The organism is Shewanella phaeophyticola (assembly GCF_025398315.1).
In the GTDB taxonomy this organism is placed as follows: domain Bacteria; phylum Pseudomonadota; class Gammaproteobacteria; order Enterobacterales; family Shewanellaceae; genus Shewanella; species Shewanella phaeophyticola.
In genome coordinates this window covers 1385628-1411231 of record NZ_JAODOQ010000001.1, presented here as the reverse complement: position 1 = coordinate 1411231, position 25604 = coordinate 1385628, and the positions used below count along the sequence as shown (strand labels likewise).

20 protein-coding genes, 5 pseudogenes and 1 other annotated feature (1 of these 26 only partly in view) are annotated in these 25604 nt (G+C 41.4%); of the genes and pseudogenes, 12 read left to right on the top strand and 13 right to left on the bottom strand.

Annotated elements, in window-relative coordinates; all coding sequences use genetic code 11:
- Nucleotides 1-40: 40 nt before the first annotated feature.
- The 4 genes and pseudogenes from sodB (at nt 41) to N4T56_RS06635 (ending at nt 5736) form a co-directional block, all read left to right on the top strand.
- Nucleotides 41-625 carry a superoxide dismutase [Fe] gene (sodB, locus tag N4T56_RS06650; RefSeq protein WP_188739133.1) on the top strand — a complete coding sequence of 195 codons (585 nt, stop codon included), beginning with the start codon at nt 41-43 and terminating at the stop codon, nt 623-625.
- Between the two features lie 297 nt (nt 626-922).
- A complete protein-coding gene (locus N4T56_RS06645; RefSeq protein WP_261732660.1) occupies nt 923-2857 on the top strand; it encodes a PrkA family serine protein kinase in 1935 nt (644 codons plus the stop codon).
- A 56-nt stretch (nt 2858-2913) separates the two neighbouring features.
- A pseudogene (locus N4T56_RS06640) lies at nt 2914-4179 on the top strand (YeaH/YhbH family protein).
- A 9-nt stretch (nt 4180-4188) separates the two neighbouring features.
- The gene (locus N4T56_RS06635; RefSeq protein WP_261732659.1) at nt 4189-5736 is read left to right on the top strand and encodes a SpoVR family protein; all 1548 of its coding nucleotides are present in this window, start codon (nt 4189-4191) and stop codon (nt 5734-5736) included.
- An 84-nt stretch (nt 5737-5820) separates the two neighbouring features.
- Here N4T56_RS06635 and fadR read toward each other — a convergent pair whose 3' ends face one another.
- Nucleotides 5821-6540 (bottom strand): fatty acid metabolism transcriptional regulator FadR, encoded by a 720-nt coding sequence (gene fadR, locus N4T56_RS06630; RefSeq protein ID WP_261732658.1) that lies wholly within the window; start codon nt 6538-6540, stop codon nt 5821-5823.
- A gap of 589 nt (nt 6541-7129) precedes the next feature.
- On the opposite strand from fadR, the gene nhaB reads away from it, so the two are divergent.
- Together nhaB and dsbB are read left to right on the top strand one after the other, a co-directional pair.
- On the top strand, nt 7130-8722 hold the full coding sequence (gene nhaB / locus N4T56_RS06625) for a sodium/proton antiporter NhaB (protein ID WP_261732657.1): 1593 nt from the start codon (nt 7130-7132) through the stop codon (nt 8720-8722).
- 122 nt (nt 8723-8844) lie between these two features.
- Nucleotides 8845-9353: pseudogene (dsbB, locus tag N4T56_RS06620) on the top strand (disulfide bond formation protein DsbB).
- Nucleotides 9354-9421: 68 nt separating this feature from the next.
- Here dsbB and N4T56_RS06615 read toward each other — a convergent pair.
- From N4T56_RS06615 to N4T56_RS06605, 3 genes are all read right to left on the bottom strand, one after another.
- On the bottom strand, nt 9422-9868 hold the full coding sequence (locus N4T56_RS06615; protein WP_261732656.1) for a YcgN family cysteine cluster protein: 447 nt from the start codon (nt 9866-9868) through the stop codon (nt 9422-9424).
- A 146-nt stretch (nt 9869-10014) separates the two neighbouring features.
- Entirely contained in the window at nt 10015-10893 is an 879-nt protein-coding gene (locus N4T56_RS06610) for a lytic murein transglycosylase (RefSeq protein ID WP_261732655.1), read from the bottom strand.
- A gap of 32 nt (nt 10894-10925) precedes the next feature.
- Nucleotides 10926-11204: a YcgL domain-containing protein gene (locus tag N4T56_RS06605; protein WP_261734762.1), complete on the bottom strand. Its 279-nt coding sequence runs from the start codon at nt 11202-11204 to the stop codon at nt 10926-10928.
- A gap of 119 nt (nt 11205-11323) precedes the next feature.
- On the opposite strand from N4T56_RS06605, the gene minC reads away from it, so the two are divergent.
- From minC to minE, 3 genes and pseudogenes are all read left to right on the top strand, one after another.
- Nucleotides 11324-11989, top strand: a complete 666-nt coding sequence (gene minC, locus N4T56_RS06600; RefSeq protein ID WP_261732654.1) for a septum site-determining protein MinC — start codon at nt 11324-11326, stop codon at nt 11987-11989.
- A 27-nt stretch (nt 11990-12016) separates the two neighbouring features.
- Nucleotides 12017-12825: pseudogene (minD, locus tag N4T56_RS06595) on the top strand (septum site-determining protein MinD).
- Between the two features lie 2 nt (nt 12826-12827).
- Nucleotides 12828-13088, top strand: a complete 261-nt coding sequence (minE, locus tag N4T56_RS06590; protein WP_188919744.1) for a cell division topological specificity factor MinE — start codon at nt 12828-12830, stop codon at nt 13086-13088.
- Between the two features lie 112 nt (nt 13089-13200).
- On the opposite strand, the gene rnd is transcribed toward minE, so the two are convergent.
- From rnd to N4T56_RS06550, 8 genes and pseudogenes are all read right to left on the bottom strand, one after another.
- A complete protein-coding gene (rnd, locus tag N4T56_RS06585; RefSeq protein WP_261732653.1) occupies nt 13201-14313 on the bottom strand; it encodes a ribonuclease D in 1113 nt (370 codons plus the stop codon).
- 72 nt (nt 14314-14385) lie between these two features.
- Nucleotides 14386-16058: pseudogene (fadD, locus tag N4T56_RS06580) on the bottom strand (long-chain-fatty-acid--CoA ligase FadD).
- Between the two features lie 214 nt (nt 16059-16272).
- Complete coding sequence (locus N4T56_RS06575) at nt 16273-17160, bottom strand: alpha/beta hydrolase (protein ID WP_261732652.1); 888 nt, start codon at nt 17158-17160, stop codon at nt 16273-16275.
- A gap of 434 nt (nt 17161-17594) precedes the next feature.
- Nucleotides 17595-18458 (bottom strand): class I SAM-dependent methyltransferase, encoded by an 864-nt coding sequence (locus tag N4T56_RS06570; protein WP_390904020.1) that lies wholly within the window; start codon nt 18456-18458, stop codon nt 17595-17597.
- Nucleotides 18459-18553: 95 nt separating this feature from the next.
- Nucleotides 18554-19086: pseudogene (locus tag N4T56_RS06565) on the bottom strand (M50 family metallopeptidase); the annotation flags it as partial.
- Between the two features lie 34 nt (nt 19087-19120).
- On the bottom strand, nt 19121-19402 hold the full coding sequence (locus tag N4T56_RS06560) for a hypothetical protein (protein ID WP_261732651.1): 282 nt from the start codon (nt 19400-19402) through the stop codon (nt 19121-19123).
- A gap of 119 nt (nt 19403-19521) precedes the next feature.
- A complete protein-coding gene (tsaB, locus tag N4T56_RS06555) occupies nt 19522-20223 on the bottom strand; it encodes a tRNA (adenosine(37)-N6)-threonylcarbamoyltransferase complex dimerization subunit type 1 TsaB (RefSeq protein ID WP_261732650.1) in 702 nt (233 codons plus the stop codon).
- A gap of 73 nt (nt 20224-20296) precedes the next feature.
- On the bottom strand, nt 20297-22222 hold the full coding sequence (locus N4T56_RS06550) for an ATP-dependent DNA helicase (protein WP_261732649.1): 1926 nt from the start codon (nt 22220-22222) through the stop codon (nt 20297-20299).
- 168 nt (nt 22223-22390) lie between these two features.
- Between N4T56_RS06550 and N4T56_RS06545 the strand changes: the two genes are divergently transcribed.
- Complete coding sequence (locus N4T56_RS06545) at nt 22391-22861, top strand: DUF6265 family protein (RefSeq protein ID WP_261732648.1); 471 nt, start codon at nt 22391-22393, stop codon at nt 22859-22861.
- The gene (locus tag N4T56_RS06540) at nt 22861-23412 is read left to right on the top strand and encodes a DUF1569 domain-containing protein (RefSeq protein WP_261732647.1); all 552 of its coding nucleotides are present in this window, start codon (nt 22861-22863) and stop codon (nt 23410-23412) included. The genes N4T56_RS06545 and N4T56_RS06540 overlap by 1 nt, the downstream gene beginning before the upstream one ends.
- Nucleotides 23413-23425: 13 nt before the next feature.
- Here the strand turns inward: N4T56_RS06540 and N4T56_RS06535 are convergent, their stop codons facing one another.
- The gene (locus tag N4T56_RS06535; RefSeq protein ID WP_261732646.1) at nt 23426-23791 is read right to left on the bottom strand and encodes a Fis family transcriptional regulator; all 366 of its coding nucleotides are present in this window, start codon (nt 23789-23791) and stop codon (nt 23426-23428) included.
- Between the two features lie 191 nt (nt 23792-23982).
- On the opposite strand from N4T56_RS06535, the gene N4T56_RS06530 reads away from it, so the two are divergent.
- Nucleotides 23983-25326, top strand: coding sequence for a hypothetical protein (locus N4T56_RS06530; protein WP_261732645.1), 1344 nt, complete (start codon nt 23983-23985; stop codon nt 25324-25326).
- 255 nt (nt 25327-25581) lie between these two features.
- Nucleotides 25582-25604: a sequence feature (His leader region), on the top strand; it runs 93 nt beyond the window's last position.

Below are 25604 nucleotides of genomic sequence, written 5' to 3'. Positions count from 1 at the left end.
GGTAAACAAAAACGATAACCTGAATCCATGGAGAGATATAATGGCTTTCGAACTACCAGCATTACCTTATGCAAAGAACGCACTTGAACCGCACATTTCACAAGAAACTATCGAATACCATTACGGTAAGCACCACAATACTTACGTGGTAAAACTAAATGGTTTAGTTGAAGGAACTGAATTTGCTGGCAAAACGCTAGAAGAAGTAGTTAAAACTTCAACAGGTGGCATGTTCAATAACGCAGCTCAAGTTTGGAACCACACTTTTTACTGGAACTGTTTAGCGCCTAACGCTGGCGGCGAAGCCACTGGCGATATCGCTGCTGCGATTAACGCTTCTTTCGGTTCTTTTGAAGAATTCAAAGCTAAATTTACTGACTCTGCAGTAAACAACTTTGGTAGCGCGTGGACTTGGCTTGTGAAAAAAGCTGACGGTTCTTTAGCTATCGTTAACACTAGCAATGCAGCTACTCCGTTAACTGACGAAACGGTTACTCCACTATTAACTGTAGACGTATGGGAACATGCTTATTACGTTGATTACCGTAACGCACGTCCAGAGTATTTAGCTCACTTCTGGCAACTTGTTAACTGGGAATTTGTTAACAAGAATTTTGCTGCTTAATCTTAATTAACAGTCAAACTTAAGGAGCCTATATGGCTCCTTTTTATGTGCGTCATTCATTAAAAATAAAACTTTCTTACTACTCCTATTTTTGCAACTGTTGCAAATGCTACTGTTTGTCATTGTTTTTATTTAATTTATTTTAAATAAAACTTCGCGAAGTCTTTTAGCCTGTCCTACACTTTAGTCGTAAAGCCTAATATAAGCTGGATAGGTCTAGCATCTTGATTACCTAGATCCTCACCCATCACTCTGGCTTTTAAAAGTGAGACTATAGTATGTTTTGAGGGGGTTACCATGGGCATTTTTGAACATTATCAACAACGTTATGAGAAAAAACTCGACGAGGAATACACCTTAGAGCAATTTCTTGATATTTGTAAGCAAGACAGAAGCGCTTATGTGTCTGCTGCTGAACGATTATTAATGGCAATTGGTGAAGCCCAAATGGTCGACACCGCCAAAAACCCCGTCTTAAGTCGTATCTTTTCCAACCGACTTGTTGCCAGCTACCCGGCTTTCAAAGATTTCTTTGGTATGGAAGACTCCATTGAACAAATTGTGGCTTACCTTAAGCATTCAGCTCAAGGCTTAGAAGAATCAAAACAAATCCTCTATTTACTAGGCTCTGTGGGGGGCGGTAAATCATCGCTGGCAGAAAAACTCAAAGCATTAATGCAACAAGTGCCCATTTATATTCTCAGTGCCGATGGTATGCGCAGCCCGGTTAACGATCATCCGTTTTGTTTATTTGATGCTGAAGAAGACAGCGAGTTGTTGCAAAACGAATACAACATCCCAGTGCGTTACCTCAAAACCATCATGTCGCCGTGGGCAGTAAAACGCTTGCATCAATATGGCGGTGATATTTCAAAATTTAGGGTGGTTAAAGTCTATCCGTCAGTATTAGACCAAATCGGTATCGCCAAAACCGAACCCGGTGATGAAAACAATCAGGATATTTCTGCCCTTGTCGGTAAGGTCGATATTCGACAACTTGAACATTTCTCACAAGATGACGCCGATGCTTACGCCTATTCAGGCGCACTGTGTCGTGCTAACCAGGGGTTAATGGAGTTTGTTGAGATGTTTAAAGCCCCTATTAAGGTGCTGCACCCATTATTAACTGCCACTCAGGAAGGTAACTATAACGGTACCGAGGGCTTATCTGCACTGCCCTACAATGGAATTATTTTGGCTCACTCCAACGAGTCGGAATGGTCTACCTTTAGAAACAACAAAAACAACGAAGCGTTTTTAGACCGGGTATATATTGTCAAAGTGCCTTATTGTTTGCGCGTTTCAGAAGAAATGGCCATTTATCAAAAGCTATTGGCCAACTCTGAATTATCGATGGCACCGTGTGCGCCAGGAACGCTGGAGACATTAGCGCAATTTAGTGTGTTGTCGCGTTTAAAAGTCCCAGAAAACTCATCTATTTATTCTAAAATGCGGGTGTATAACGGCGAGAGCTTAAAGGACACCGATCCTAAAGCAAAATCGTACCAAGAGTATCGTGATTACGCCGGTGTTGATGAAGGTATGGAAGGGCTATCGACCCGTTTTGCCTTTAAGATTTTATCGCGGGTGTTTAACTTTGACAGCGCTGAAATTGCCGCTAATCCAGTACATCTTTTTTACGTACTCGAAAAGCAAATTGAGCAAGAGCAATTCCCTAGCGAAACCGGCGAGAGGTACCTTGAGTTTTTAAAAGGTTACCTTATCCCTAAGTATGTTGAATTTATTGGTAAAGAAATTCAAACCGCCTATCTTGAGTCTTATTCTGAATATGGCCAAAACATTTTCGACCGTTATGTCACCTACGCAGACTTTTGGATCCAAGATCAAGAATATCGCGATCCTGAAACCGGTCAGTTATTTGACCGTGGTGCATTAAATGCTGAGTTAGAGAAAATAGAAAAACCCGCCGGGATCAGTAATCCTAAAGACTTCCGTAACGAAATCGTTAACTTCGTTTTACGTGCCAGAGCCAACAACGAAGGTAATAATCCATTGTGGACCAGTTACGAAAAACTGCGCACAGTGATTGAAAAGAAAATGTTTTCTAATACGGAAGATTTATTACCTGTTATTTCGTTCAATGCCAAAACCTCAAATGATGATCAGCGTAAACACGATGATTTCGTCAATCGGATGATGGAAAAAGGCTATACCAAGAAACAAGTCCGATTATTGTCTGAATGGTATTTACGCGTTCGAAAATCATCGTAATCAACACCCAGCCCTGGCTGAGACTTATTCAGCCAGATCCTTGACTTGGGGGGCGTATGGCAAATTTTATTGATAGACGACTCAACGCTAAAGGAAAAAGCACTGTTAATCGTCAGCGGTTCATTGAACGCTATAAAAAACAAATCAAAAAGGCAGTCAGTGATGCGGTGACGCGTCGCAGTGTCACCGATATTGATAAAGGCGAAAAAATTAGTATCCCTACCCGTGATATAAGTGAACCACTGTTTAGACAAGGTCAAGGTGGTAAACGTAATCGTGTCCATCCGGGTAATGATCAGTTTAATCGTGGCGACCAAATACAACGCCCACGAGGTGGGCAAGGCGGTGCGGGTCAAGGTGATGCTTCAGACAGCGGCGAAGGTAATGACGATTTTGTCTTTAATATTTCAAAAGATGAATACTTAGAACTGCTATTTGAAGACTTAGAGCTACCTAACTTACAAAATAATCGCCTTAATAAGTTGGTTGAGTATCAAACCTATCGAGCGGGTTTTACCAATGACGGCGTGCCAGCCAATATTAATATTGTTCGTTCACTGCGATCGTCCCTAGCCCGCCGTATTGCGATGTCAGGCAGTAAAAAACGCGCGCTTAAAGCATTAGAGGCTGAGCTTGAGCAGTTACAAGATATGCCGGGATCCCAAGCTGAAAAGATACTCGCGTTGAAAGAGGAAATTGAACAGCTCAAAAAACAAATCGCCAATGTGCCGTTTATCGACACCTTCGACTTACGTTACAACAATTATGCAAAACGAGAAAAACCGTCCAGTCAGGCTGTGATGTTTTGCTTGATGGATGTGTCAGGCTCGATGGATCAAGCCACCAAAGATATCGCCAAACGTTTCTATATATTGTTGTATTTGTTTTTAACTCGCAGCTATAAAAATCTTGAAGTGGTATATATCCGTCATCATACCCAAGCCAAAGAAGTTGACGAGCATGAGTTTTTTTACTCACAAGAAACCGGCGGTACCATTGTATCAAGCGCATTAAAACTGATGAATGAAATTCAACAAGCTCGCTATCCTGAAAACGAGTGGAATATTTACGCAGCTCAAGCATCTGATGGTGATAATTGATCCGATGATTCGCCCCATTGCCATGACTTATTGGCAAACCATATTTTACCCAAAGTGCGTTATTTCAGTTATATCGAAATCACCCACCGAGCCCATCAAACCTTATGGAATCAATACCAGGACCTGCAGCAACAATTTGATAATATTGCTGTGCAACACATTCGTGAAGTCGAAGACATTTACCCGGTATTTCGCGAACTCTTTAAAAAACAAGCTGTATAGGGGGCAATCATGGTTAAAGCAACCCGTAAACCGTTGGATGATGAATCCGAATGGACATTCGACTTACTGGAAAAGTATCAACACGAAATTGCCAACGCGGCTGAGTTTTTTAAATTAGACACATACCCTAATCAAATAGAGATCATTACGGCCGAACAAATGATGGATGCCTATGCCGGTATTGGTATGCCCATTGGTTACACACATTGGTCTTTTGGTAAACGTTTTATTGAAACCGAGCAAGGGTATAAGCGCGGTCAAATGGGCCTTGCATATGAGATTGTAATTAATTCAGACCCTTGTATTGCCTACTTAATGGAAGAAAACACCATCACCATGCAAGCACTTGTGATGGCTCATGCATGTTATGGGCATAACAGCTTTTTTAAAAATAACTATCTATTTAAAACTTGGACCGACGCCAGCTCCATTATTGATTATTTAGTGTTTGCCAAAAATTACATTCGGGAATGTGAGGTCAAATACGGTATTGAACAAGTAGAATTAACTCTCGACTCGTGTCATGCCCTAATGAACTATGGCGTGGACCGCTATAAACGCCCTGCTGAAGTGTCATTTAAAGAAGAACAGGCTCGACAAAAAGAGCGTGAAGATTACCTGCAAACCCAAGTGAACGATCTGTGGCGCACGATACCCACTCAACCACAACAGGCACCGCAAAAGAGTGACAAGGTCTTCCCTGGTGAGCCGCAAGAGAACATATTGTACTTTATCGAAAAAAATGCTCCATTATTAGCCCCTTGGCAACGTGAGCTGGTTAGAATTGTACGCAAAATGGCGCAGTATTTTTACCCACAAAAACAAACTCAGGTCATGAATGAAGGCTGGGCTACATTTTGGCATTACACCATTTTGAATCACCTGTACGATACAGGCAAAGTCAGCGATCGCTTTATACTCGAGTTTTTGCAAAGTCACACGGCTGTAGTTGCTCAACCACCTTATAACAGCCCGTATTACAATGGTATTAACCCTTATGCTCTTGGTTTTGCCATGTTTGTCGATATCAGACGTATTTGTGAACACCCAACGGATGAAGATCGTCATTGGTTTCCTGATATCGCCGGAAGTGATTGGTTAACAACGGTGCATTTTGCGATGCAAAACTTTAAAGATGAGAGTTTTATTAGCCAATATTTATCCCCTAAAGTCATTAGAGATTTTAAATTATTCGGCATACTAGACGATGAAAAACGCAGTCACTTAGCAGTTTCAGCGATTCATGACGAACAAGGTTATCAAGACATTCGTAATATCATGTCGCAGCAGTATAACTTATCCAATATTGAGCCCAATATTCAGGTGCAACAAGTGCAAGTTAATGGTGACCGCTCTATTACGTTACGTTACATTCCATTTGATAACATTCCGTTGGCCGACAATCATCAAGAAGTGCTCAAGCACTTACATCGCTTATGGGGTTTTAATGTGAGCTTAGAGCAAGTGGACGAACTGGGCATGATAAAAGTCATTTCAAGTTGTCCTAACACTGCTGAACAAGAAACGCCTTTACAAGGTGGTATCGCCATCGCGTAAATCAAAAAGCCAATCACTCAACGATTGGCTTTTATATTTCACTGAACAATGTCTAAATCAAAATCCATGACTTAAGCTAAGTCATTAGCTATTGTCGTGACCAATTTCAGCAGGCATGTCATCACGCAATTTTTGCCATAACTTACCACTTTCAATGCCATTATTTCGCATTAACGCAGGCACATCGCTGTAGTTTTTATCTTTGGCGAGTTGTTCGAGTTTAACGTAAAAGCGCATGGTTAACTCCCGCGCTTCTTGGCTTGAAAAGTAGAAACGACCGACTCGGTTATACAAACCTTTAAAACCATTTAATATCAATACATATAAAGGATTACCTGAGGCAAAAGCCAAGGTGTGATGTAATTGATAATCAAATTCAGCATAAGCTTCTGCATCGTTTTCTAAGCGATGAATACCCGCAAGTACCTCAACCACTTTTTCAGGGTTATGCCGGATAGATGCTCGGAAATAAATATTACTGACATTGCCACGTGCAGACATAAGCTGATCAACCAATAATGGAAAACCATCAGGGTTTAAATCGGCAATGGTTTCAAGAATATTAAGTCCGGAAGTTTCCCAGAAGTTATTCACTTGGGTTGGTTTACCATGTTGAATTTTCAACCAACCATCGCGCGCTAAACGCTGAAGTACTTCACGTAACGTAGTACGAGTGACACCGATGAGTTCAGAAAGCTCACGTTCTGCCGGTAAAATGGATCCGGGTGGAAACTTATTTTCCCAAATGGAACGAACAATGTATTTCTCAGCAAAACTTGCTGGGCCTTTGGCATTGATGATCATTAGCCTTCATATCCTATTGCTAAACAATGGCGAAACTATTGCACTGATCATACCAGAGCGGTAGAAAATAAAAACCATTGTTTATTCACAATACTTTTAAAGCACAATTTTTAACCTGCAGAAAATCACTCTAATTTAATTTATTGAATAAAGCTCACATTACGCCACTAGAATCATCGTAATATGGCGATTTTACTCGATAAAATCGATCAAGTTTAGTATATACTCATGTAGCTGTTTTGTTAGTGCGATGTATGATTATTTGCCTAAGCAACGAGATTACAATTCGATTTTACTTACGCTACACTAACGGCAAATTTAATGGCCATATCGCGTACACCAATTTAATAGGTGAATTAACGCATTGTTTGTTAAGGCAATACTTCGCTATTTTACAACAAAAAAACAGGCTGTTTTATACCAATGACGTGCCTAGGGTTTTAATGAAAATTAATGAAATATTGATTTTCATCAAGTTTTAAATATGAACTTGCCTCTATTCTCCCAAACTTGTTGAAATTAACGATGTGTTGTTTGTTATCAAAAATGGTACCAATACTGTCACATTAACAATACTGGAGAGGCTGCAATGCAGGCAACCAAGAGTCAGGCGCTGTTTGTTAACTTTTTAGGCAATTCGCCTAAGTGGTACAAATATGCAATTTTGGCATTTTTAGTCATCAATCCCCTGCTGTTCTTTTACGTGAGCCCATTCGTCGCAGGATGGGTTTTGGTCGTAGAATTTATTTTCACCCTCGCGATGGCATTGAAATGCTATCCATTACAACCGGGTGGATTACTCGCTATTGAAGCGGTCATGATTGGAATGACTTCCCCCACACAAGTACTGCATGAAATTGAAGCCAACCTAGAAGTACTTTTACTCTTAGTGTTTATGGTTGCGGGTATTTACTTCATGAAACAGCTTTTGCTGTTCGTGTTTACCAAAATGATCACGAAAGTACGCTCAAAAATTGTCGTGTCATTGATGTTTTGTACCGCATCAGCATTTCTATCTGCATTCTTAGATGCATTAACGGTTATAGCAGTGATTATTGCGGTCGCGGTGGGTTTCTACTCTATCTATCACAAAGTGGCCTCAGGCAAGAGCTTTAGTGATAACGATGGTCATGACCATACATCAGAATCATCAGGGCAACTCAATGATGATGAATTAGAAGCATTTAGAGCCTTTTTACGTAACTTATTAATGCACTCTGGTATTGGAACTGCCTTAGGTGGTGTATGTACCATGGTGGGCGAACCGCAAAACCTAATCATTGCAGCGCAAGCACATTGGCAGTTTGGTGAGTTCTTCTTACGTATGTCACCAGTAACAATGCCCGTTTTGGCTGCCGGTATTTTAACTTGTTTCCTTGTTGAAAAATTCAAATGGTTTGGCTACGGCGCACAACTTCCTGATGCGGTGCATCGTATTTTAACTGATTATGCTGCGCATGAAGACTCGCACAGAACCAACCAAGATAAAATGAAATTGGTGATTCAAGCATTAATTGGTGTGTGGTTAATTGTCGGCTTAGCATTGCATTTAGCGTCTGTTGGCTTAATCGGCTTATCTGTCATCATTTTAGCCACTGCGTTTAATGGTGTAACGGATGAACACGCATTAGGTAAAGCATTTGAAGAGGCTATGCCATTTACCGCACTTTTAGCAGTGTTCTTCGCCGTTGTTGGTGTGATCATTGACCAAGGCTTGTTCGCGCCAGTGATTCAATGGGCACTAAGTTATGAAGGTAATATGCAATTAGTGATTTTCTATATCGCTAACGGTTTATTGTCTATGGTGAGTGACAACGTGTTTGTGGGTACGGTTTACATTAATGAAGTTAAATCGGCACTATTAAGCGGTCAAATTACTCGCGATCAGTTTGACTTACTTGCTGTCGCAATTAACACAGGTACTAACCTACCATCGGTTGCCACGCCTAATGGTCAAGCAGCATTTTTATTCTTGTTAACGTCTGCAATTGCACCACTTATTCGACTCTCTTATGGTCGTATGGTGTGGATGGCATTACCTTACACCATTGTATTATCAATCGTCGGTGTATTGGCAATTGAAACCGGTTTCTTAACCGATATGACCCAATCACTATATGATTCCCACTTAATTATTCACCATTCGGCGAAAGATTTGGGTGGTATGGTTAGCGGCCATTAATACGGTTGAACACCCTAGTGGAATGGACTTAATAGATAAATTATCTTAAAGTCGACACAACCCATTTGAACACCCTCAATTGAGGGTGTTTTTTTATCTGTAAAATGTATTAGGAGCAACACTTGTCAACGTTACAACTTTTTTGTCGTGGCCGTTTATCTTGGGGGTTGCTTGCCCTATCAGGTGTCGTGTTAGAACTTGCAGCACTTTTTTTCAGTACGTAATGGATTTGGCTCCCTGCGTCATGTGTATTTATGTCCGAGTCGCCGTTCTGGGTCTAATATTGGCTGGGTTGATTGGCATGCTACAACCTAAACTGTGGATTTTTCGCTTTTTAGGGTTAGTGAGTTGGGCTATCTCTTCTGTATGGGGATTTCGATTAGCCTCTGAGCTTAACGACATGCAGGTAAACCCGTCACCTTTTGCGACATGTTCTTTTTACCCTGAGTTTCCAAGCTTTATGCCATTAGATGTGTGGTTACCTTCAGTATTTTCACCTACAGGTATGTGCAGTGATTTACCCTGGACTTGGCTGTCGGTGAGCATGGCACAATGGATGATGGTGTGTTTTGTTATTTATGCGCTGATTTGGTTAACCATGCTTGTTCCGTGTTTAAAACCGGCAAAGTAAATAAACAAAAAAGACCTCATATGAGGTCTTTTTTGTTTATTGCCATGCAATGATTACCCATGATTGACCTATTCAACGTCGAGCAATGGCCACAACACAATGCAGTCTTCTAGGTATTTAACTTTCATCTCGTTAACCGTTTTACCTTGCACAGAAATGCCCGCAGCATGCATCGCCTCTTTACTCCCGGTTAACAGAGGATGCCAACTAGGTAAACCTTTACCTAAATGGAGACGACGATAAGCACAGCTATTAGGTAACCAGGTTAATTCACTGATATTCTCTGGTGTAATTGCGGTACATTCTGGTACATATTTAAAACGCTCAATGTAACGTCGACAGCCACAACTCTCACTGTCTAATAAGTGGCAGGCAGCATTGGTGTAATAAAGCTCGTCGGTTTCATCATCGATTATTTTATTTAAACAACATTTTCCGCAGCCATCACAAAGTGATTCCCATTGTACAGGTGTCATTTTTTCAAGCGGAGTGGTTGTCCAAAACTGTGTCATCATTGTCTATTTAACTGGCTATTGATTTAAATTTTCCGTTATTTTACACCTAAAACCCTTGTGGTTACTGCTTAATTTTTTCAGAAAGATAAGTTAACGCTAACGTGTCATGAAATGACGCAGTAAATTGATCTAATAGCCGAAAGTTTTCATACACCAAATAAAAACGTCCTTGAGGTGCCATCGGGAGCAATAAGTGATGCGTGAATGTCATCTCGTTGCGGTAGGGTATTGCCATTATAGCGCCTGATCCCGTATGCCTGCCATTGCGAAAAGGTATGCGTGCTGGCAAGCCCTAACAAATTAGGATCTAACATCATTGTCGCTTTAACTTGCCTGCCCCAGGTTGCATCAAACTGCCACCCTTGTTGGTTAAGCATATTTGCAGCACTTGCAAAGGCATCTTCTGCGCTGTTCCAAATATCAAACTGACCATCGTTATCGCCATCTACAAGGTAACTCAGCAGTTGTGATGGCATCATTTGCATTTGGCCCATAGCCCCTGTCGATGAGCTTTTGAGTGCATTCACTTCAAACTTTTTTTGTTCTATGAGCTTAAGTGCAGCAATAAACTCATTAACATAAAAGAGCTGATTTTCACCATTAAAGGCTAACGATGCCAATACCGATAAAGCAGGAAACCGACCCGGACGCTCGCCAAAGCGCGAGTTTATTCCCCACAATGCAATAATAAATCGAGGTTGTACTTGGTATTGTTGGCTCATGTTGTTAAGTAAGGTTTCATGCTGTTGAAGCATGGCGCTGGCGGTACTGACACTTATTTCAGGTACCATTTGCGGTATGTAGGTTTCAAGGGTGTGTTGTGAATCGTTATCGATGTTAGCTTTTTTAAATATTTTGATGTCACCAATTAATCGCTCGGCTAACAGAGGCGATACACCTGCACTGATGGCTTGCTGTTGTAGAGAAAGTAAATAATCTTCAAATTGGTGATGGCTATTGTTAGCAACCACCAAATGAGAGGTGAAGAAGTAAATAATTGCGCTTAAAATGATTTTTAGAATCATATGAGTCCTGTTTACTCCTCAAGAGATTCTGTTTATTGTTTAAAACCTATCTCTTGTTTATGTTGTTCAAGCAAATTAACGATTGGTGGCGGTATTTGTAAATAAAAGCCCTTTTCTTCTAATGCGCTTTTAACTTTGTTTATGTCAGCAATACCAAGATGATCACGCTTAGATAACGGGAAAACCATTACTAACATCGGTGTGCCAAACATTTCCATTAACGGCTCTGGAACATCATCAAAAACATCACGTTTTTTGACAAAAAGGTATGTATCGGCTTTTCTACTACTTTTATATACTGCACAGATCATTTTAGTGTAAATTTCCAAAGGTTCAAACTTGATAGTCAACTAAGCACACTATAACATGGTGACTCAATAAAATAATTGTAAATCAGCTTCTAGCTGATGTTTTGGAGAACAATGCCGGGATGGCTAAACAAAATCTCGAATTAAAAGCCACGTCTTTTACATTATCAGTACTGCATATTAATCATCACGATCTCGACCTTGTCGCAGCTGAATTAGATAACAAACTGGCTCAAGCGCCTCAATTTTTTCTGGGTGCTCCTCTGGTTTTAAACCTGTCTGCCATCCAGCATACTCAAATTGATTTTTACGCCCTCAAGCAATTATTAACTGACCGAAATTTAATTATTGTTGGCATAACCGATGCCAGCAAAGAGCAAATAGAACAAGCCAAAGAGATGGCGATTGCGGTGGTAAAGTCTGGCAAACAAGCGCCAAAAGCTGAGTTACCCAAACGCGCCACTAAAATTGTTAAGCAAAATGTGCGTTCTGGCCAACAAATATACGCACAAAATGCTGATTTAATCATTTTTGGTGCAGTTGGTAATGGCGCTGAAGTCATTGCTGATGGTAGCATTCATATTTATGGAGCCTTGCGTGGCAAAGCCATGGCAGGTGCTGCGGGTGATAATCAAAGTGTGATTATTGCGAACTCGCTAGAAGCAGAATTAGTGTCGATTGCAGGACAGTATTGGTTAACAGAACATTTACAACAATACACTCTCAATCAAAGAGGTTGTGTCCGCCTTGATGGCGAGTCTCTCACAGTAGAATCATTGCCCCAATAATTGGCAAATAAAAGGATATAAAACAAAATGGCGCAAATTATTGTTGTCACATCAGGTAAAGGCGGTGTGGGGAAAACAACATCCAGTGCAGCAATTGCCACCGGGTTAGCCTTAAAAGGCAAAAAGACCGTCGTTATCGACTTTGATATTGGCTTACGAAATCTTGATTTAATTATGGGTTGCGAACGTCGGGTAGTATATGACTTTGTTAACGTAATTAATGGCGAAGCCAATTTAAACCAAGCGTTAATTAAAGATAAACGCTGCGATAAATTGTTTATCTTACCCGCCTCGCAAACACGAGACAAAGATGCCTTAACCAAAGAAGGTGTTGGCCGTGTATTAGACGATTTAGCCAAAGATTTTGACTACATTGTGTGTGACTCACCTGCTGGGATTGAACAAGGCGCGATGATGGCACTGTATTTTGCCGATATAGCCATTGTAACAACTAACCCAGAAGTCAGCTCTGTGCGCGATTCAGACCGTATTTTAGGCATGTTACAAAGCCGTTCTCGCCGTGCAGAACAATCTCTTGAGCCGATTAAAGAATATTTACTGCTGACGCGTTATTCTCCTGCTAGAGTAAAAACAGGCGAGATGCTCGGCGTTGAAGATGTGAAAGAAATTTTAGCGATTGAACTGCTTGGGGTTATTCCTGAGTCACAATCAGTACTCAAAGCGTCAAACTCTGGTGTGCCGGTTATTATTGATCAAGAGAGCGATGCCGGTTTAGCATACAGTGATACTGTCGCACGTTTATTGGGCGAAGATGTACCGGTTCGATTTATAACAGAAGAAAAAAGGGATTCCTTAAAAGGATATTTGGTAGCTAACTATGTCGATACTTGATTATTTCAGAAGCAATAAAAAAACCAATACCGCATCGTTGGCGAAGGAAAGATTGCAAATTATTGTGGCTCATCAGCGTGGAGAGCGCGGTGCCCCCGATTACTTCCCAAAGATGAAACAAGAAATCATTGAAGTGATCCGTAAATATGTGCAGATCTCAGATGACCAAGTGTCTGTGCAACTCGACCAAAACGATGATAATTTATCGGTATTAGAACTTAACGTAACGTTACCCGAATCTAAGTAATTTAAGTTCAAAATAAGTCACCTAAACATTGGGTCATTAATCCCTCAAAATTCGTTTCAGAAAAAGGATACTGGCATAATGCGAGTATCCTTTTTTATCGTTATTAGCCTAATTAGTTAAAGCGTACATCGGCCAATAGATCATTCACAAGCTGACCGCGCCAACCACTTAACAATAATGGGGTTGCTGTTTGCTTGTTATGATAAAGCCAAAGTAAATATTCATGTATATGACGTTTTGACCCAACAAACTCAAGTGGTACGGCCTCACGCTCGCATAATTCCGTTAAACGATTTTTAACGTCTTTAAAGGCCGACTTGTATCCTGATTTAAGAGCAACAATGTCAACAACCTCTGGTAAGTGAGTTAAGTCGGCGGTTGCCATTACACTCAACAACTCTTTGCCATGTATCCGTTTTTCTTGCTCAGTTAAATCGGTTAAACGGTTTAACTCACTTAGGGTTGTTGGTTGTTTTTTGGCTAACGCAATTAATGCATGATCTTTAACCACAAAACCCAAAGCTAAATTACGATTAACGGCTTTATTTAAACGCCACTTTGCTAACACTTTTAAATAAGCCAATTGCTGGCTATTTAATTGAAAAGCATTTTTAACTTTCAGATAAATTGTGTCGCCGTCAGGTAATGACATCCGTCCTTCGGTCATGCGCTGCCCTTCTTCAAACAGCCAGGCTTCACGTTGGCTTTCAGCGAGCTTTTGTTGAAGTTGTGGATAGAGCTTATATAAATAATACACATCGTTTGCAGCGTACTGCAACTGCGCCTCAGTCAATGGGCGTTTCATCCAATCAGTACGAGATTCGCCTTTATCAATTTCAACTTGCAAACAAGCGTCAACGAGCTTGGCATACCCTAAACCGTGGCCTAATCCAGCAAGACTAGCTGCAATTTGGCTGTCAAATAGCGGGCTTGGCTGACACTCACCGTAATGGGCAAAAACTTCAAGATCTTCGCTACAAGAATGCACTAACTTCACAATCTGTTGGTTGGTGAGTAATTGCCAAAAGGGACTGAGATCGGTAATTGCAACAGGGTCGATTAACGCTAAAGTTTTACCGTCATAAGCTTGAATAAGCCCTAATTTGGCATAGTAGGTTCGAGTGCGGACAAATTCAGTATCAAGTACCAACAAGGTGCTTTGTTGGTACTGCTCAACTAATGATAAAAGGCTGGCATCATCACTGATATATTCAAACGTTAACAAAATAAGCTCCGCTAAAAATACAAATGGGGAAAAACACCAATAAAAAAGCCGGCTCAATTGCCGGCTATCATTTTATGCTTTGTTAACTTCATCTCGAAGTTGTCGGCGTAAAATTTTACCCACATTCGTTTTTGGTAATTCGTCCCTAAATTCTACCAGCTTAGGTACTTTATATCCCGTTAAATGATGTCGGCAATGCTTAATTAGATCTTCTTCGGTCAAAGATTTATCATTGGCAACCACAAACACTTTGACTAATTCACCACTTGCTTCATGAGGTACGCCTACTGCGGCCACTTCAATCACCTTAGGATGCAACGCAACGACCTCTTCAACTTCATTTGGGAATACGTTAAAGCCAGACACTAAAATCATGTCTTTTTTACGGTCAACAATAAAGAAAAAGCCCTTTTCGTCCATGTAACCAATGTCGCCCGTAGCTAGCCATCCGTCTTTGTCGATAACTTTCGATGATTCTTCAGGACGTTGCCAGTAGCCTTGCATAATTTGCGGTCTTTTGCGAATAACTCGCCGGTTTCACCTTGCGCTAATACATTACCATCATCATCACGTACTTGAATAAAGGTTGATGGAGCAGGGAAACCAATTGAACCATTATAACCGTCTAAATTATAAGGGCAGCAAGTCACAAGCGGTGATGCCTCAGTTAAACCATAACCTTCAAGTAAACGGGTTTGAGTAATTTTTTGCCATTTGTCAGCCACTGCACGCTGCACGGCCATACCGCCACCAATTGAAAACTTTAACCGTGAAAAGTCTAACTGGGTAAACTCCTCATTGTTCACTAAGGCATTAAATAACGTGTTCACTCCAGTTAAGGCTGTAAATGGGTATTTTTTCAGTTCGCTGACAAACGCAGGAATATCACGTGGGTTGGTGATTAACAGGTTTTTGCTACCTTTGTGTAAAAACAGTAAGCAGTTCACTGTTAACGCAAAAATATGATAAAGCGGCAATGCTGTAACCACAAATTCAACACCGTCATTTAATGCCGGTGAATAGGCGCCATTGGCTTGTAATACGTTGCTGACCACATTTTTATGGCTGAGCATCGCCCCTTTTGACACACCTGTGGTGCCGCCGGTGTACTGTAAAAATGCTAAATCATCACCATTGATGTCTGCTTTAATGTATTGCAAACGGCGACCTTTGCTTAATGATTGTCGAAACGATAAGGCATGTGGCAAATGGTATTTAGGTACTAACCTTTTGATGTACTTAACGACAAAGTTAACCAGAGTACGTTTAGGAGCACTGAGCTGATCGCCTAAACTGGTAATGATGACCGATTCTACTGGGGTTTGATCAACCACTTCTTCTAAAGTGTTAGCAAAGTTTGATACCACCACAATGGCTTTTGCGCCCGAGTCGATTAATTGATGCTTTAGCTCACGAGGTGTATAAAGTGGATTAACATTCACCACCACCATGCCGGCGCGTAAAATGCCAAATAATGCAATTGGGTATTGCAGCAAATTGGGCATCATAATGGCAACACGATCACCTTTATTTAAGTGTAAATCATTTTGTAAATAGGCCGCAAATGCGCGACTGCGCTCTTCAAGTTTGCGATAAGTCATCGTCGCACCCATGTTGATAAATGCAGCTTGATCGGCATATTTTGCCACTGAATCTTCAAACATGTGTACTAAAGAACTATATTGAGATGGGTCGATTTCGGCCGGAACTTGTTCAGGCAAGTGATTAATCCAAGGCTGGTCCACAGGTGTCTCCTAATAAATCCCACTGTGCTAAGACGTGCATTCCCCGTCAGTGGTAAAATTTGTAGCGACTGCATATCATTAATATTGTTATCGCAGGCTTTTATGTTACTTGTAATGATAAATTGTTGTGATAAAAATCATACAAGCGTTTTAATTTTTGACCATAATCACATAAATGAAATCAAAATAACAGCGATTTCAGTAGCCATAAGCACTAATTTAGAACAAAAGCTCCAATCGTTTCTGCGACCTGGTTAGCATTCCCCATATGTAGGTGATGATCGCCAGCTAATGTTACCATTTTAATGTCGCTAAACCAGGTATTTGCATGTTGTTCTGTCAGGGTAAGCTGTTTATAGCCATCTTGGGCAGCGATAAATAACGTTGGGGTATTACTGATGGTCATTAATCCGTCAACCTGTTCAAAAGTAAAACGATTTAATGAATCTAACTTTAATCTAGGGTCACTTCGCCAGGCGCATTTCCCAGCAACGAGTTGCATATTTCGCGCAGTAATCATTTCGCACCAAGGCAGTGCCAGCCCAGTTAATTGATGGCGGGCCTGAATGGCAACATCCATCGAAGAATACGTTGGAGTGAGTCGAGACAATTGCTGATTAAAACGTTGCTGTTGCTGTAACCCCTTATGTAGCCGAGTTTTAGCATTAGTAGCAGACTCAAATAATGGTGCTATGGCTTCAATTAAAATCAACTTTTCAATATTGTCTCCCATACACGCATTATAAGCCGATGCGACAATGCCCCCTAACGAATGACCTATCACAGTGATGGGTTGTTTTTCTTGGCTAAGCGATTGAATAACAGCATGTAAGTCATAAATGTAATCAATCCAATGCAGCGGATAATGCCCTGGACGGTGGTCTGATAAACCATGTCCTGGCCAATCAATGCAAATCAATTGAAATGAGTTTAGTATGCCTTGCTGTTCAAACGCATCAGCCAAAGGAATAAAACTGTCTACGTTGTCTAACCACCCGTGCAATGCCAAAATGATTGGTTTATCGATTTTGCCATAACGCTTTGCTGCAAGAGTAATATGCGCCAATGGTATTTGAAATTCGGTTGAGTTCAGTGTCAGCATGCTTTACCCACTTTTTATTGTATAACGACATTGTATGGAGATAAGGATTGTGACAGAGACAGCACATTTACAGACCCTAGGGTCTGTTGATCTTTCAAGATTGTTTTTGCAGCGAATTGTTGGACATTACTCACATTTACAACTGCGCGGCAGAGACTTTGAGATGTAGTTATTCTACATAAAAAGTCGATAACACAGTAAAAATGGCCAACAAACGCTGCCCGAAGGGTTCGGCTAAAAACGTTTTACTCTTTGTTAAATGGATTTTGCTTAGATTGCTAGGCATCAATCCATTCGCCTCGATTAACACGTTTTTAACTCGAACAAAATTCAAACAGCAAAGATCAACAGACCCTAGTAAATGCTCAATGAGAGAACATATAAATAACAGAGGTAACCCACTGTAAACACTCAGTAGATTACCCCTTAGCCGCTTATTTAGCCGCTGTTTTGGTGAATTTCAGTGTCATACGATCACTTTCACCAATGTCGATGTACTTTTGTTTATCTTGATCGCCCATGGCTAAACGTGGAGGAAGCGTCCACACGCCTTTTGGATAATCTTTGCTGTCTTTTGGATTGGCGTTAACTTCTGAGCTAGCGGTTAACTCAAAACCATATTTTTTAGCCAATTCGACCATTTGGTTTTCATCCATATAGCCGCTTTCTGCAGCCATACCAACATTGGCACGGTGCTCAACAACGCCAAATGAACCACCGACTTTCAACACATCATGGGCTGCTTTAAACACACCTTCTAACTCGCCTTTCATTGCCCAATTATGCAAGTTACGGAATGTCAGCACGTGATCAGCGGAGTTATCTTTACCTAATGAAAATTTAGCCGGTGGATCTAACGTCACAAATTGGACATTCCCGACACTGGCTTTGTTGTCACTGACCCACTTTTCAAATCGTAACCCTGCCGATTTATAATAAGCAGCTTGCTTGGTGTCTGTAGTCGGTTTTGTTTCAAAATTTGCCGCAACATACTGACCTTTCACGGCTAAATAGGGGGCTAAAATCTCAGCATACCAACCACCGCCCGGCCATAGTTCAATCACAGTTTGATCGGGTTTAATATCAAAAAACGCTAAGGTTTCTGCTGGATGACGATATTTATCACGCAGCTTATTTTCTGGAGTACGGAACTCACTTGCCACAGCTTTGGCTAACGCGGCATTCACTTGAGGTGCCATCATTTGTTCAACGGGTACTGCATCTGCTGCAAGTACATTTGTTGTTAACCCTAGGCTCGACAAACCCATTAAGGCACCTAACATCATGTTACGTTTCATTTACTTACTCCCTTGTTGTAATCGACTTTCTGCCAACATAGCCACAGCATTAATCCGCTGAATAATAGCCATGTCATGACCCATATCCATGCAGGTATCCAGGTCAATTGCGCTAGCATAACTGCATCGCCCTGGCCGCTTAACCCTAATAGCACCATTGGACTCGCCATGGCATTCAAAATTATCATGATCCCTAATATACGCAGTAAGGTGTTTAACACACTACTGTTTTTTAATTTAAGTGGTAACAAAAAAAGTATTGTGAGTACCAACAAAATAGCGATGGTGAGAATATCGCGACCCAAAACACTAATGATGCTGCGACAGTTAACCCGAGTAATCCGAGTGTAAAGCGAATACTGCTTCTTTTCGTCGCTAATAAAAAAATCACATAACCCCATAATGCCGCACCGAAATAGCCCGCATAAGCAATGACCATACTTATCCCACCTTGGCTGAAGCATAAACCGGCACCATTAGGAAATAGCTGAATATGGCTTACAATGCCACCGGTTAATAAGGCGGCAATACCATGTGACAACTCATGAAAGTAGCTTTCGAGCCATTTGAAAGGGATAGAAATAAAAGGTAAACGTGTCAGTAAAAAGGCCACCAGCAGTTCAAGCATAAAACGACTGCGACTAGGTGTTGCCGATACCGCACTAGGCATATAAGTCGATACCAACCATTTGTTGAATTTCGTCACGCTTAGCTGAGTGTTGAGTAGACAAATATTGGGCTATCGCGCCACGTTGGCTCGTGGTGTCACGATCATATTCAACACGAGCTTGTTGCTTTGCTGATAAAGTTACATCATCGACGATGGTAAGCTTTTGATTCTCATTATTTTGCTGAGCAGCATCTGCAGGAATAGGGTTAACAACAATAGGGTCACGGGCTGGCGCAATAGGACGATTTCCGGCAACAGCTTGACTCAGGCTCACTGTAGCCTGATTGATTATGCGCTGTTGATAGTGCTGGATTAATCGCCATTAACGATTCACTTACCTTATATCGTGATTACTATGTCTATATAAATAATATGCCAAAATATCGCCAATGGCTATTCTCGACCGGGAAGTTTTTTCCAAGTGACGGTATCACGCAAATAAACCGGTGCAAGCTCATCAACGCTGGTATGCAAGCCCTGTTGTTGACCTTGCTGAGCCAAAATAAGCATGTACTTGGCATCGGGATAACGGGATGCGGTACAGGGCACCGTTTGAGACGCCAGTGTTAACAGTTGTGGATAAGCATCAAATCCGGTGCCACAAGCATGAATATTTTGGCTGGGATCAAGCAACAATTCAATCGACTCAGGCGCACTCACATGCTCCTCACCCACTAATATCGCAATGCCATCTTTAGCAATATATTGTCCCCAGTACACTTCATTCATGCGCGCATCAATACAACAAAGCACTTGAGTTGCGCCGGTTTCAGTAATGGCAGCTTGTGCCATTGCCGCAAGAGTTGAGATACCAATCACGGGTAAATCAAGACCTAGTGCTAAACCTTGAGTCATGCTGGTGCAAATACGTATTCCGGTAAAACTGCCAGGACCACGGCCATATGCAATTAAATCAACATCGGCTAATGTCACTTGAGCTTGTGCTAATACGTCATCAACCATAGGTAATAAACGCTGGCTGTGCTCACGTGGGGCATCAGCAATCTGGGCAAACACCTTGCCATTGACAGTAAGTGCAGCAGAACAGGTTTCGGTGCAGGTATCAAGCGCAAGGATGGTTAACAGCTGTGACATTATAAAAAAGTACCCGGTAAAAAAGCATCAAATAAGCCGAGTATGATAACTGATGCGCCGCGTTTTAAAAAGCTTAAGGGATGTGTTTTAAAAACTGCAACGCTTTGTCTAAATCACGTGTGCGCTGCATTGGCGGCAATGAATTAATAAAAGCTTGCCCATAAGCGCGATTTACAATGCGGTTGTCGCATAAAATCAACACGCCACGATCTTTCTCATCACGAATAAGCCGGCCAACACCTTGCTTTAAGCTAATCACCGCCTGGGGTAACGATATGTGACTAAAAGGATCTACCCCTTGGCGCTCAGCATTGGCTGCACGAGTCTTATAAAGCGCATCATCAGGCGACACAAACGGTAACTTATCGATGATGACACAACTGAGTAATTTACCGCGCACATCAACCCCTTCCCAAAAACTACTGGTGCCGAGCAGCACCGCATTACCAAGTTGCCTAAATTTATTTAATAAGCTTTGTTTACTCGCCTGTCCCTGAACCAATAACGGATAAGTTGTACGCCCTTGCAATGATGAGGCAACTTGCTCAAGCATTTGATGGCTAGTAAATAATATAAATGTTCTTCCCTGCGCGGCATTAATGGCTTGAATACACACATCAACCAATTGTTTCACCGTATGTTGTGATTGCCCTACCTTGCCTAAATGTCTCGGTACACAAAACATCGCTTGATTGGGGTAATCAAACGGGCTGTCTAAAATGACTTGTTTGGCCGAGGTTAAGCCTAACTCGGTGGCAAAGTGCGCTAAACTGCGATTGACCTGTAAGGTTGCTGACGTAAATATCCAGCGAGTATTGTCATCAAATAATTGCTGACATTGTTTAGCCACATTAATTGGGCTTAGCCTTAACATGACAAACCTTGCACCTAATTCAACGCTGTAAGCCGCTTGCATGTCTTTACATTCAAAATAGTCTTGTAGTTTTTCAGCGAGCTCATGAAGTTGCTCAAACGCTAAATCAAGCTGATCATCGCGACCAAGATGATGGGTCATGAGTTTTGCCAAGTCAGCTAATGCTTGTTGCAAGATCCACGACACTGTAGCTAATTGTTTGTTAGCCAATACTTTACGCCAGTCCGACACTTGATTGTCGTACATGGCATTATGCCAATCACTTAGCGCCAACAAACCACGCAAGGCTAATTGCTCTATTTGAATGCTGTCGCGGATCACTTCTCGATGAAGTTTGATGATCCCGTTGAGTAAGGTGTCAATTTCGCGGCTGGAAATATGGCTGCCAAAGTAATTAATGCAAATATCGGGGACTAAATGGGCTTCATCAAAAATAACCACATCGGGATCGGGGAGTAACTCGGCAAATCCGGTGTCTTTGAGTAATCGATCGGCAAAAAACAAATGATGATTCACCACCACCACTTTAGCGTCCATAGCTCGCACCCGCGCTTTACCAGTAAAACACACATCATAATGTTCGCACTTTTTACCGGTACAAGTTTCTTTGGTGCTTACCACACTGGGTAACACCTCTGAATGTTCAGCAACCGAGGTTAAATTGCCTATGTCGCCGTCTTTACTTAAATTTGCCCATTGATTAATTTTGAGTAAATCGTCGATGTAAGAATCACTAAAATGAACCGCATTTTGCATTTGTTTTTCAAGACGTAACTGGCATAAATAGTTATTACGCCCCTTAAGTAATGCGATGGGTACGTGCATGTCTAACATGGTTAGCAACGCAGGTAAGTCTTTTAAAAATAGCTGCTCTTGCAAGTTTTTACTGCCAGTACTGACCACCACTTGTTTGCCGCTGAGAATCGCTGGGATTAAATACGCAAAGGTTTTTCCGACACCGGTGCCGGCCTCAAGGATGACATTTTGTTTTTGGCTAATCGCCTCACTCACCGCCACCGCCATGTCGGTTTGACTTTGACGATGATGATAGCTGTGCACATTTTTAGCTAAGGCGCCTTGCTGGCTAAATTGGTGAATCACGGTTTGAGTAAGTCTTGAGCTCAAAATGCCCTCAAATGGTCAACAAATACTGACTGAAATTGTTAAGCATTATGCTGATAACACGCTTTTGTTCCAACTATTAATCACAACATAAATATGTAATTGGTTATCTGAGCTGGTTTATGCCCCAAAACCACGTAAGCTTAACAAATAAAAAAAGACGAGTTCCCCATGAAATTATTACTGGTAATGCTAATGCTCATATCCTCGTTTAGCACCATAGCTAAGCCATGCGATAACCTCAATCAGCTAAGTGGTCTGTTAGGAAAATGGCAAAGCGTGCAAGCGCACAGTACATTACAAGAGCAATGGCACCGAGTTAGTGACAACACATTCGAAGGCAGTGGTGAAACTTACACCGACCAATGGCAACATAATGAATCGCTGCGTTTGTTAAGCATGCCCGAAGGGATTTACTATCTCGCGAAAGTAACACATAACCCATTGCCTGTGGCCTTTAAACTAACCCATTGTAAAGATGCCTTAGCAGTGTTTGAAAATCATGACCATGACTTTCCTAATAAAATTGAATATCACTTTATCGACAATGAGCATATCCGCGTTGCCGTGAGTGGACAAGATAATCAAGGCTTTGAGATCAAGTTTACTCGGATGAACGAAACCAATTATAAGGATGAATAATGCAGCGCAGACAATTTATAACATTGGGGCTAATCGGAGTCGCTGCGGGAGTCACCAGGGCAAGCGTATTATGGTTAAGCGAAGGCAACGACCCACATTTGCTCAACTTCAATAACTTAAAAGCCAAACTTAATCTAATGCTCACTCTTCCTACAGAGCAACTGACAAGCTTAAGTCGTGGTGAGTGGAATAGCGCCCAGGTGTTTAGCCATTGTGCGCAAAGTATCGAATTTTCAATGAGCGGATTTCCGCAACATAAATCAGCTGTATTTAAGCACTCTTTAGGCGCGCTAGCCTTTGCAGCATTTGCCACTAAAGGTGCAATGACTCACAACCTTAGCGAAGCTATACCAGCAGCGCCTGCACTTGACCCTAATGTTGATGTAAAACAAGCTCTGACAAGATTGTTAAACTCTGTAACAGACTTTGAACAGTACCAAGAATCGTTGGCACCCCATTTTGCTTACGGAGAATTAAACAAAGCAGATTATGAACTTGCTCATGTTTTACATTTTTACAATCACCTAGACACGTTTAACTCGTTTAGTTAGATCAGCGTCATCATTAATGCAACTTATTAATGTTGGCTGCTTTTAAACGTAATGCCCAGTTACCGTTATGCTGTTGTTGGCAAGCGGTTTCAGAATCAAAACTGACCTGTTTATCTAGATTGTTAATTTCAATGCCACCGTCTGCCAGGCAGCGTTTAATGTGAGCTAGCAAAGCAGTTTTATGGCCTTGATGATTAAATTGTCTTAACTGCTGCTCAGTATCAAACACGCACACAATCCGTAAACTTTTAGGAAACGCGCCATAATCTACGGTATGAGTGATCCACTCAAATCCAGCATAAAGCTCAATAGCATGTTGACACACATCGGTTAACGCCAACCTCAATTGATTATCTATTTTTTTATCGCTTTTACGCATGATACTGCTCTCTAATGTTCTATGATTCTACCTATACAAGGTTCTATTCAGGTTTTAATATCCATGCCACAATGGCGCTAAATGTCACGCATTATTGCAATTGGTAATGCATCATAATAACGTTACCCTTCGCCGATGTTGAAAATAGCGTTAACAACTCCAATACGAATTGTGCTTAAGGAAAAGCTAAAATGAAATGGTTAATTGTGGTGGTACTCAGTTGGGGCATTGGCTTTATAAGCTACCCGCTTCTTTGGCAAAATGATGCTGATAATCACCAAGACCAGCAAACGGTCAGGACTCATGCAGCAATATTTCAGCCCACTGATGTGGCAGTTTCATCTAATACGAATGCTAGCACACCACAGCAATATGATGACTCAGGCCAAGACCGAGAAGCAATGAAAGCTTCAATAGCGCAAGATGACACGCCTTACATGTCGATTTTTAGGATATTGCAACTTGCAGAACAAGACCCTTTAGAAGCCCTATTAATTGCCCAAGAAACACAACACGAAGACTTGTATGGCTTTATTTTAGAAATTGCTGGCAAAAATCAATTTTCGAATGTTATTTCATGGATAATCGAGCAAAATACCGGCGACGATTACGAGTCGTTAGTCGACAGTTACTTACGCGGGTTGGCCTCGGTGAACCCTCAACAAGCATTAAGCGATGTAGACTTATTGACGGTGGAGCCGATGAAAACCTCAGTCACCATGTCGATTGTAGACTCTTGGGCAAGTACTGATGCTATGGCTGCATTTGAGTGGCTAAAGCAACAACCAGAGAGTCCCTCTACGCTCAAAATGTATTTAAATACCATGTACTACTATATCGAGCAGTCCCCTACCGAAGCGGCTAGCTTAATATCATCATTACCATTAAATGAGTCGACTAATTACCTTATCACTTCGATGGTTTATCAATTAGTTGACAAAAACGTTCAAGAGGCTGTCGACTGGCTCGACAGTATTGCCACAGAGCAGCGCGCCAGCGGCGTGTTTATTATATCGCGTAAAATGGCAGAAACCGATCCTGAAGCAGCTTTAGTATTTTTAAATAACCAAAAACAAACGTACGATCTCAACGAGGATTATTACAACAGTGCGGTGGCAGAAATTGCCAGTGTCGAGCCAGATATGATGCTTGCGCGCATTGACGATTACGAGATTAATGTGCAGCACGACATTATCATTAACGCCAGTTATGCCCTTGCAGACTATACTGAATCCCAATTTTTACAAGTTGTTGCCATGCTCTCTGAAGACAATCAAAATATTGCCTATCGCCAAAGAGCAGGCCAGTTAACCCAAACCGATCCGCAACAAGCTTTTAATATTGCTGAGCGGATCAGCGACACCAGCGTCCGTTTAGATTCCATTATCACTACGGTTAATGTGTGGAGCGCTTTCGATAAAAAAAATGCATTGATTGCCATCGATAACTCAACACAATTAACTGCTAGCCAAAAAGCTGATATCAGTAATCAAATGCAACTGCAGCTGACCTCATCCAATATGATTTATCCATAAACCCATGACGTGATTAAAATTCATGCACGCATCATGAGTAAAAATCATCATGACGGTGCAATGCATAACTTATGCAATAAATTTAGAAATTAAATGACAGAAATGCTTTGTTCACTATTGCAAACAAGCATAAATGCGGTTAAGTTAACTGCAAGTCGTTTTACACGACATAAAGTGAGTGAATATGTCCTCACTTAACGTGATTATTTAAGACAACACCAAGAGAACAATTATGAACATCCAAGTGACTACAATCCATCATCATCACCATATGCGGT